This window comes from Gemmatimonas sp. (assembly GCF_036405635.1).
GTDB lineage: Bacteria > Gemmatimonadota > Gemmatimonadetes > Gemmatimonadales > Gemmatimonadaceae > Gemmatimonas.
In genome coordinates, this window is sequence record NZ_DASWXE010000190.1 from 1 (window position 1) to 9,550 (window position 9,550).

General features: G+C 64.4%; 9 protein-coding genes. 6 read left to right on the top strand and 3 right to left on the bottom strand.

Translation table 11 applies throughout. The features are described from left to right. The 4 genes from VGE27_RS15030 to VGE27_RS15045 all read left to right on the top strand — a co-directional run. A partial coding sequence (locus VGE27_RS15030; RefSeq protein WP_331050485.1) for a topoisomerase DNA-binding C4 zinc finger domain-containing protein occupies positions 1–739 on the top strand: 739 nt, incomplete at its 5' end. A gap of 8 nt (positions 740–747) precedes the next feature. After that, positions 748–2,124 (top strand): methylenetetrahydrofolate--tRNA-(uracil(54)-C(5))-methyltransferase (FADH(2)-oxidizing) TrmFO, encoded by a 1,377-nt coding sequence (gene trmFO / locus VGE27_RS15035; protein ID WP_331050486.1) that lies wholly within the window; start codon positions 748–750, stop codon positions 2,122–2,124. Beyond that, positions 2,096–3,070 carry a tyrosine recombinase XerC gene (gene xerC, locus VGE27_RS15040; RefSeq protein ID WP_331050487.1) on the top strand — a complete coding sequence of 325 codons (975 nt, stop codon included), beginning with the start codon at positions 2,096–2,098 and terminating at the stop codon, positions 3,068–3,070. The genes trmFO and xerC overlap by 29 nt, the downstream gene beginning before the upstream one ends. 124 nt (positions 3,071–3,194) lie before the next feature. Then, positions 3,195–3,584 (top strand): hypothetical protein, encoded by a 390-nt coding sequence (locus VGE27_RS15045; protein WP_331050488.1) that lies wholly within the window; start codon positions 3,195–3,197, stop codon positions 3,582–3,584. Positions 3,585–3,620: 36 nt separating this feature from the next. On the opposite strand, the gene VGE27_RS15050 is transcribed toward VGE27_RS15045, so the two are convergent. After that, positions 3,621–4,598, bottom strand: coding sequence for a threonine/serine dehydratase (locus VGE27_RS15050; protein WP_331050489.1), 978 nt, complete (start codon positions 4,596–4,598; stop codon positions 3,621–3,623). A gap of 9 nt (positions 4,599–4,607) precedes the next feature. Between VGE27_RS15050 and hslV the strand changes: the two genes are divergently transcribed. Next, positions 4,608–5,153: an ATP-dependent protease subunit HslV gene (hslV, locus tag VGE27_RS15055; protein ID WP_331050490.1), complete on the top strand. Its 546-nt coding sequence runs from the start codon at positions 4,608–4,610 to the stop codon at positions 5,151–5,153. Positions 5,154–5,177: 24 nt separating this feature from the next. Here the strand turns inward: hslV and VGE27_RS15060 are convergent, their stop codons facing one another. Further along, the gene (locus VGE27_RS15060) at positions 5,178–7,598 is read right to left on the bottom strand and encodes a carbohydrate binding family 9 domain-containing protein (RefSeq protein ID WP_331050491.1); all 2,421 of its coding nucleotides are present in this window, start codon (positions 7,596–7,598) and stop codon (positions 5,178–5,180) included. Positions 7,599–7,632: 34 nt separating this feature from the next. Here VGE27_RS15060 and hslU point away from each other — a divergent pair, with 34 nt between their 5' ends. Continuing rightward, the gene (hslU, locus tag VGE27_RS15065; RefSeq protein ID WP_331050492.1) at positions 7,633–9,027 is read left to right on the top strand and encodes an ATP-dependent protease ATPase subunit HslU; all 1,395 of its coding nucleotides are present in this window, start codon (positions 7,633–7,635) and stop codon (positions 9,025–9,027) included. A 9-nt stretch (positions 9,028–9,036) separates the two neighbouring features. On the opposite strand, the gene VGE27_RS15070 is transcribed toward hslU, so the two are convergent. Beyond that, positions 9,037–9,550, bottom strand: a 514-nt coding sequence (locus VGE27_RS15070) for an alpha/beta fold hydrolase (protein WP_331050493.1), incomplete at its 5' end; no start/stop codon positions are given.

The following is a 9,550-nucleotide window of genomic DNA, read 5'->3' on the forward strand; positions in this document are numbered from 1 at the left end:
TGAGACCGTGGAGAAGGTGATGGTGAAGAAATTCCCCGACGTGTTCAACGTTGGCTTCACCGCGCAGATGGAAGAGGAGCTCGATAAAATCGCCGAAGGTGAGATCGATTGGGTGCGCGCCTTGGGTGATTTCTGGACGCCGTTTCAGCGCACGCTCAACGACAACGATCTCGATATCCTGATCGGCGAAGCGTACGACCTGTCGGCGCTGGCGACCGAGCGTTGTCCGGAATGCGGTGGCAAGCTGGTGGCGAAGGGCGGATTCTTCGGGCCCTTCGTGGCTTGCGAGAACCACCCAAAGGCCTGCAAGTACACGCGCCCCATCAAGGGCGAGAAGAAGCCCGCCGAGCTGACCAACTACATGTGTCAGGAGTGTGGCGCGCCCATGGTCATTCGACATGGCCGCTCCGGTGACTTCCTCGGCTGCAGCAAGTTCCCGAAGTGTCGTGGCACCCGCTCCATGCCCACCGGCGTGAAGTGTCCCAAGGACGGCGGGGAGATCGCCGAACGCCGCTCCAAGAAGCGCGGCAAGGCGTTCTATGGCTGCGAGAACTATCCCAACTGCGACTTCGTCGTGTGGGACAAGCCCGTCGCCGAAACCTGCCCCGAATGCGGGTACGTGGGTGCCGAAGCGAAGAGCAACAAGACGCGCGGCAATTTCCGGAAGTGTCTCAAGTGCGGCAACGAGTGGGACGTGGCCACTCCGGAGGAGGCTGAGGAAGTCGCCGAGGTCGCGTGAGCGCCTCGGTGAAGACTTCTGCTGCACACGACCCGTCCGCGCCGGTGCACATCGTCGGTGGCGGACTGGCCGGCAGTGAAGCGGCGTGGCAACTCGCCGAGCGCGGTCATCAGGTGGTCGTACATGAGATGCGCCCCGTGCGTGGCACAGCGGCGCATCGCACCGAGCGGCTCGGGGAGCTCGTGTGCTCCAACACGTTCAAGAGCACCGAGACGTCCAATGCGCACGGCCTGCTCAAGGCCGAGATGCGCGCGCTGGGCTCGCTCATCCTTACCTGCGCCGACGAAGCACGGGTGCCGGGTGGCAGTGCACTCACGGTCGATCGCGACATCTTCTCGCAGGGTGTGCACGACCGCATTCATGCACACCCGCGCATCACGGTATCACGCGAAGAAGTCACCGATCTGCCGGACGTGGGCATCATCGCCACCGGCCCGCTCACCAGTGATGCCTTGGCCGAACGCATTCGTGCGCGGCTCGGGGTGGAGTCGTTGGCATTCTACGACGCCATCGCACCGGTGGTTTCCATCGAATCCATCGACCAATCGATTGCCTTCCGTGCTTCGCGCTGGGGCAAGGAAACGATGGAAGGGGCCAGTGAAGAGGGCGCGTACCTCAACTGTGCCTTCACGAAGGACGAGTACGACGCGTTCATTGCCGCGCTGATCACCGCCGATCAGTTCACGGCGCACGAGTTCGATGAGGTGCCGTACTTCGAGGGCTGCATGCCCATCGAAGAGATGGCGCGTCGTGGTTCCGAGTCGCTGCGCTTCGGCCCGATGAAGCCCATCGGCTTGCGTGACCCGCGTTCCGACAAGAAGCCCTGGGCCGTGGTGCAGCTCCGTATGGAAGATCGCGGCGGCCGCATGTGGAACCTCGTGGGCTTCCAGACCCGTCTGCGAATTCCCGAACAGGCGCGCGTCTTTCGCATGATTCCGGCGCTGGCCGAAGCGGAGTTTCTGCGCTTTGGCAGCATTCACCGCAACTCGTACGTGAACGCACCGGCCACGCTGTCGTCGCACCTGGCACTCCGCGATGCGCCCACCACGCTCTTCGCTGGGCAGATCACGGGCGTCGAAGGGTACACCGAGAGCAGCGCCACCGGTCTGCTGGCCGGTATCAACCTGTCGCGTATGCTGCACGGGGAAGAGCCCGTGGTGCCGCCGCCCGCGTCCATGCTCGGTGCGCTGTATCGCTACCTGCGTGAAGCAGACCCCAAGCACTTCCAGCCGATGAACGCCAACTTCGGTCTGCTCGACGAGCTGGAAGGGGTCGCGCCCAAGGTGCTCAAGGACAAGGTGCGCAAGCGCGAGCTGTTCGCTGAACGGGCACTGCAGGCCATGGAATCATGGCGCGATGAACACGGACTCGTCGCCATCCGCTGAACAGGACGCGCCGCTCCCGAACGAGATCGGAGAGTTTCTCACCCATCTCGAGAAGGAGCGCGACCTGTCGCCGAACACGCTGCAAGCCTATCGGCGTGACCTGCGTGAGTTCTCGCACTGGTTGGCGGCGACGCATGGCATCGGCGGGTGGGAGTGGAACGATCTCACCCGCACCAACATTCGCGGCTACATGGCGCACCTCACGCGTCGTGGGCTCGCCAAGCGTTCCATCGCGCGGCAGCTCTCCGCCGTGCGCAGCTTCTATCGTTGGATGCACCGCGACGAGCGGGTCGACGTGAACCCGGCGCGTGCCGTCGGTTCGCCGAAGCTGCCGCGCACACTGCCGGCGTACCTCGACCGTGCCCAGGCGGACACGCTGCTGCAGCATGCGGCCACACGCGCGCAAAGCCTCGAGTTCACCGATGTCCGCAACCTCGCCATGCTCGAGCTGTTCTACTCGAGCGGGCTGCGACTGTCCGAGTTGCGTGGTGTCGACCTCGGCGATCTCGATCTCGTCTCGCAGCAGGTGAAAGTGCGTGGCAAGGGCCGAAAAGAGCGTATCGTGCCGCTTGGCGATCACGCGCAGCGCGCCCTGCGCAACTATCTGGTCAAGCGTGATACTCTCATCGCACAAGCCGGCGGCGGGGCCAGCAACAAACGCATCGCCCGTGGGGCGGTGTTCCTGAGTGAACGCGGCTCGCGCATCAGTGCCAGAGCGGTGCAGCACGCCATGGTGACGCTCATGAGCGCCGTGAGTGAGGGCGCCGATCTCACCACTCATTCGCTCAGACACACCTTCGCTACACACCTCGTGGATGCTGGTGCCGATCTGCGCGCCGTGCAGGAGCTGCTTGGACACGCCAGCATCAGCACCACGCAGATCTACACGCACACCAGTGTGGACCGGCTCAAAAAGGTCTATCGGCAGGCCCATCCACGGGCGTGACGTGGGGAGCCGGTCGGCATGGCGCTTCTCCGGAACTGGGCGCATTCTTGGGTGGCATGAACCGACCGATATCGGTCGGTAGTCGCTTCGGATCCTCTCATTGCTGACGGTCTATCGCATGACGATGCCTGCCCACCTGCGTGATTCCCGAGCATTCATCACCGTGCTGGCTGGTGGTATCCTGTTGCAAGGCTGTGGCGAGAAGTCGCAGCCCGTATTGCCCGAGACGTCGATCATCACAGTCAGTGTGACTCCCAAAGCGGCCACCATCAACGCCGGTGCGCAGGCGAGCTTCGGTGTCACCGTGACGGGCTCCGACAATCGCCGGGTGGTCTGGCGCGCCTCAGGAGGACTGCTCTCGTCAACCGCCGCCGCCGCGACCTGGACGGCCCCGTCAGCGAGTGGTGTGTACACCATCACCGCCATCAGTGAGGCCGACAGCACCAAGCGCGAATCCGCCACGGTGACCGTTACGCCGGTCGTCGCGAACTCGCTCGCGCCCCTCCAGCCATAGATGGTGGCAGGGCGCATCTTGGCCCTGCACACACATTCAGGCTGGCGTCTGTCCGCCCAGGATCGCCGTCGCGCGGGAGGCGTCGAGATTGCCGCCGCAGAGAATGATGGCCACCGTCTTTCCTGCTAGCCGCGGTGCCAGTCGTCGCAGTCCCGCGAGCCCTGTGGCACCGGCGCCCTCTGCAAGATTGTGCGTGATACGCCAGAGGTCACGTACACCCTGCGCGATCTCGTCATCACTCACCAGTACAAAATCGCGAAGCCCGCCGCGCAGCGCTTCGAATGTCAGGGCATAGCTGCTGCCGGTCGCAATGCCTTCGGCGAACGTCTTCGCAGGCATCCCATCGCGCATTTGTCCATCGTGCCAGCCATCGTGCTGAGCGGATGCGCCGCTGCTCTGCACCGCGAAGATTTCGAGTGACGGACGAAGCGCAGCCGCAGTGATTGCCGCACCCACCGCCTGTGATCCGCCACCGAGCGCAATCACGACGGCGTCCACCTCCGGTGATTGGGCAATCAATTCGACGGTCAAGGTTCCGGCACCGGCGATGACCTCCCGGTGGTTTGTGGAATGCATGAGGGTGCGATTCTCTTCGAGCGCCAGCGATGCGCAGGCGTGAGCCGCATCGTCATAGCGGTCACCCACCTCCAGCAGTGTGGCACCGTAGCTGCGAATGGCGGCATTCTTCTCGGGATTGTTGCCCTTCGGCACACAGATGGTGACCGAAACGCCAAGCTGTGCGCCCGCCCACGCGAGGCCCAAACCGTGGTTTCCGGTGCTCGCCGCGATCACTCCGCGCGCCGCTTCTGCAGGCGTGAGGGATGTGATGCAGGCGGTGCCATTGCGGACCTTGAAGCTCCCCGTCGGGAGATGGTTTTCGTGCTTGACCAGCACCCGGATGTCATGCCCCACCAGTGTGTCGAGCTGCGGATAGTGGCGCAGCGGGGAAGGGGTGAGATGGGGACGCAGGCGTTCCTGAGCGGCCAGCACGTCGGCAAAGGCGATGGGATACATTTCAGGAATATGCCACTTCCTCAGGTTCGAGCCACGACCATCCTCGCCGTGCGTCGCGATGGACAGGTCGCGATCGGCGGAGACGGTCAGGTCTCCGTGGGCGACACGGTCGCCAAGCAGCGCGCGGTCAAGGTACGCACGCTCAAGGGCGGGCGGGTGCTGGCGGGGTTCGCCGGCTCCGTCGCCGATGCACTCACGCTGTTCGAGAAGTTCGAGGAAAAGCTCGAGCGCTACCCCGGCAATCTTCCCCGCGCTGCGGTGGAGCTGGCCAAGGAATGGCGCAGCGATCGCGTGCTGCGGCGCCTCGAGGCGATGCTCATTGTTGCCGATACCGAGCACGGCTTCATGCTCAGCGGCAACGGGGAGCTCATTGAGCCGGACGATGGCATTCTCGCCATCGGTTCGGGCGGTGCCTATGCGCAGGCTGCCGCACGTGCGCTGGTGCGCGAGACGCAGCTCCCGCCGCGCGATATCGTGGAAAAGGCGCTCACGATTGCCGGCGAGATCTGCATCTACACCAACACCAACATCACGGTGCTCGAGCCGAGTCGCTGAGCACCGTGGCAGAGACCTGGGCGTCTAGCGAGCGCCCAGGCGTGTCACCCAGCTTGCCTTCACGAAGATGCCGTCGCTCACGCGACGCAGGCGATCCATGGCCAGCGCTTCGGGCTCGGTGAGGCTGCTGCCATAGCCCGCAAAGAACACGGTGCCGGGGCTCGGGCGGTACGCGAACAGCCAGTCGGCACGCAGCAGGTTCGAGCGCGTGCCAGTGACCGGGCGGAAGGTACCATCTGCCAGCGGCGTCAGCAGCACCTGACCCGTGCGCCAGTCGCGCAGCGCCTCGCGGCGGTTGGCCTCGTATTGCGTCACCAGACGGACGAACACGAATCGCGTCATCTGGTATTCCGCCTTGATGCGCGGAATCTGCGTGCTGTACGACGAGCTGCCGTCCACGCGCCGAATGAACTCGTTGCTGGCATACGTCGCATTCACGCGCAGGCGCGTGTCGGGACGCCAGTCCACCGATCCGGTGATGGCGGTGCGGTTCACACGCGCCGTTTCGTTGAAGTCGACATCGTTGGCCGTGAGGAACGTGCCGCTCGCCGCGAAGCGCCGGAACTGCGGTGTGCTCAACGAGAACTGGTTGGAGAACACCGTGATGCGCGGTGACGGGGTGAAGACCACCGGTGTCGGCGTGGTCGGCACGCGATACTGGCTGAAGTTGGCCGGGTCGAACGCGTAGGTCGCCAGCGTGGGCGTGTAGCCCAGCGACCAACCACGACGGAAGGTCAGCGTGCTGCCGGCGCTGGCGCGTGATTCCAGCAATGGCTTGCCGTCGAACAGCGCCGCGTATTGCCACAGGCCGCTCGACTGCACGAACAGCTGGTAGCGCTCGAAGAATCCGCCCGGCTTGCCGAAGAACGTCACGCGGTTGTTGGCGTTGCCCTGCACATACCCCGTACGAGCGACGAAGCCGTTGTCCGTGCGGAATCCCGGCTGGATGCCGAGCACGTTGTAGTGAAAGCCCCAGCCACGCCCAGTACGATCGACCACGCCTTCCCACAACGATCCCGACAGTCGCGAACCACGCTCGTTCGTGTTGCTCATGACGTACTGGCCAGAAGCGTAGTACTTGCCACCGAAGACATGGCGCACATCGGCGCCGATCACCCGGTTGGTGCGCGCATCGCTGATGCGGTCGCTGTAGAGCAGGCCGCTTTGGGACTGCAAGCGGAAATCACGCGCGATGCGCAGGATGTTCACGAGCGACTTGTAGTCGTCTGCCACACCGGTTGGTGCATCAAACGCCGAAAGCACGGCCACGTTTGCCCGGCCGATGCGTCCCGTAAGCTTGGCCGCCGCCGTCGGCTGCACGATGCGGCGTGTGTACACCAGCGTGTTGGGCACGTTGAAGGCGTCAGCGCCTTCCACGAAGAACGGTCGACGTTCCGGATAGAACAGGGCAAAACGCTGGTCGGCGGCCACCTGGGTGGCGTCCGCCTCCACCTGCGAGAAGTCCGGTCGGATCGTGCCGTTCAGCACGAAGTTGCTGCCAAGGCCCACGCGTACATTGCCACCCACGCGTGGGGTGTTGGTGTAGCGCCAATCGGTCGTGGGCGCATTCGGCGCAGGCGTTCCGTTGGTGGTGTTGGTCAACTCCGGATTGATCAGCGCGTCCACGCCACGCCGCAGCCCCGTCATGCCGCTGATGTAGCCTTCCTGGGCGATGAAGGACGCCGCGCCCCGTTCTACGGGCGTCCACGTCATTTCATAGCCGCTGTGCTGCACCTTGCGGTTGAACTGAATGCCCCAGCGCTGTACCGCACGCGCGGGGAAGCGCAGACTTACGTACGGAATGCGGATCTCCACTTCGTAGCCGTCGTCGGTCAGGCGACCACGTGACTGCCACAGGAAGTCGGCGCTCAAGTCCACCTGACCGGGAGCCACATTCGCTCCCGGTATGAAACCGCCGCCTTCGGCCTTCGTGCCATCGGCCTGAATACCAAAGGGATTCACGACGAACACAAACGCGCGCCGCCGTTCCTGAAACGGATCGAGATGGATCTCCACATAGTCGTCGGCCATCAACCGGTCACGGTCGGCCAGCGTGGCACGTACCACGCCGTGCGGCTCGAACGCACGAATGCCAAAGTAGATAGCCGTGGCCGAATACCACACGCGCACTTCTGTCGAGTCGGGCGCGGGCCGGCCATCGGTGGGCGAATACATCGAGAACCCGGTGAGTACCGGGGCCGTGTTCCAGACGGGCTCGTCGAGTCGGCCGTCAATCTCGATCGTATCGCTGCGGGCAGCGCCTAAGGGGACGTCGGTCTGGCCATTGCGGGCGTGATACACCTGCGATGGCAGTGGAGAGGGGACTGCGGAAGGAACAGACGAGGTGGGACGCGAAGCGGAGGGAGCGGACTGCGCGAAAAGCGCGCTGTGAACCGACAACATGGCACCGACGACGCACCCCACAAAACGGCGGGTGGAGGACATCCCCCAAAGCTAGGTCAATCGTTAGCGTTCGTGTATGCCCTCCGCACGCACGCAACAGGCCATCGCCCGCCTCGCCGAGCTCACGCCGCGTCAGATCGTGGCCGAATTGGATCGGTACATCGTCGGCCAGGCAAACGCCAAGAAGGCAGTGGCCATCGCCCTGCGCAATCGCTGGCGTCGTCAGCGGGCGCCCGAATCCATCCGCGACGAAATCTCACCCAACAACATCATCCTCATCGGGCCCACCGGTGTGGGCAAAACCGAGATTGCTCGGCGACTGGCCAAACTCTCCGGCGCGCCGTTCGCGAAGGTGGAGGCCTCCAAGTTCACCGAGGTCGGCTACGTTGGGCGCGACGTGGAGAGCATGGTGCGTGACCTGATCGAGAACGCCATCGACATGGTGCGCACGGAACGGGAAGCCGAGGTCGAAGATCTGGCCGAGGAGAAGGTGGACGACCGCATTCTCGATCTGCTGCTGCCCATGCCACCCGTCGCCACCGGTGATACGCCAGAGGTGCGTGCAGAGCATGAAGCCGCTGTGGAGCGCCACAAGCGTACACGCGACAAACTCAAGGCGTTGTTGCTCGACGGGCAGCTCGAGTCGCGTGAGATCGAACTCGAAGTGACCCAGTCCGGTCCTCGCATGCCCGGCGCCGCGGTACCGGGCGCGCCAGAGGGCATGGAAGGCGTGGCCGACTGGTTCCGCGACATGATGCCCAAGCGCAAAAAGAAGCGCACGGTGAAGGTCAGCGAAGCGCGCCGCATTCTGCTCGACGAAGAACTCGAGAAGCTGATCGACCTCGACGACGTGACCAGCGATGCGCTGGAACGCGCCGAGGCGATGGGTATCATTTTCCTCGACGAAGTCGACAAGATTGCCGGTGCACGCGGGCAGGCCGGCGGTCCCGATGTCTCACGCGAGGGTGTCCAGCGAGACCTGCTGCCCATCGTCGAAGGCTCGAACGTGCAGACGAAGTACGGCATGGTGAAGACCGATCACGTGCTCTTCATCGCGGCTGGCGCCTTTCACGTCTCCAAGCCCAGTGATCTCATTCCGGAGCTGCAGGGGCGATTTCCCATTCGCGTCGAACTCGAAGCGCTGACCGAAGCCGATTTCGTGCGCATCATGACCGAGCCGGAGAATGCGCTCACTAAGCAGTATGCGGCGCTGGTCGAGGCGGAAGGGGCATCGCTCTCGTTTGCCGATGACGGTGTCGCAGAGCTGGCACGGGTCGCCGCGCGGGTCAACGAACGCATGGAGAATATCGGCGCCCGTCGACTGCACACGGTCATGACCACCTTGCTCGAAGACGTGCTCTACGAGCTGCCCGATCGTGGCAAGGATCCGGTCCTCGTCGATGCGGCGATGGTGCGCGAGCGACTGCGCGCCATCAGTGAGGACGAGGACCTGCGCAAGTACATCCTGTAGCGAGGAGGCTCAGGACGTGGACGGCACTTTCGTGCTGTCCACGCGCGGCGCACCGTGGCGTCGCAGGAAGTCGATCAGGATGGGGTTCACCACGTCGGCGCGCTCCATGTGCGGCAGATGACCCGCTCGCTCGATAGCGTGGTACTCGATGCCCGGGAGCGCGTTGCGCACGCCGTCCGAAAGCGCGATGGGCACTGTCTGATCCTCGAGGCCCCAGATCAGCAGGGCCGGCCGTCCGGCGCTCGCCGCCTGCACGTAGATGCTGTCGATCGATGTCCCCTGCTGCGCCGTGCGAGTGCGCAGCAAGGCTCGGCCGAAGCCGCGGAACTGTTGCTGCACCCGATACTTGTCGGCCCAATCGGGCCAGCGTGACGGTTCCACAAAGTCGCTGGCCTGCCCATCGGCCATCGTCGGCACGGCAATGCCCTGCCAGAGCAGGGAACCGATCAGCGGCCATTGAAACATCGCCGGCGTGCTCCCCGACGTGCCCGCCGCCGGATCCACGAGCGTGAAGGAACGGATG

What these genes read in the sequence shown, in the direction of transcription:
- xerC (WP_331050487.1), top strand. Translation starts at nt 2,096, where the DNA reads ATGAACACGGACTCGTCGCCATCCGCTGAACAGGACGCGCCGCTCCCG.
- hslV (WP_331050490.1), top strand. Translation starts at nt 4,608, where the DNA reads ATGCCACTTCCTCAGGTTCGAGCCACGACCATCCTCGCCGTGCGTCGC.
- VGE27_RS15050 (WP_331050489.1), bottom strand. Translation starts at nt 4,598, where the DNA reads ATGTATCCCATCGCCTTTGCCGACGTGCTGGCCGCTCAGGAACGCCTG.
- VGE27_RS15045 (WP_331050488.1), top strand. Translation starts at nt 3,195, where the DNA reads ATGCCTGCCCACCTGCGTGATTCCCGAGCATTCATCACCGTGCTGGCT.
- hslU (WP_331050492.1), top strand. Translation starts at nt 7,633, where the DNA reads ATGCCCTCCGCACGCACGCAACAGGCCATCGCCCGCCTCGCCGAGCTC.
- VGE27_RS15060 (WP_331050491.1), bottom strand. Translation starts at nt 7,598, where the DNA reads ATGTCCTCCACCCGCCGTTTTGTGGGGTGCGTCGTCGGTGCCATGTTG.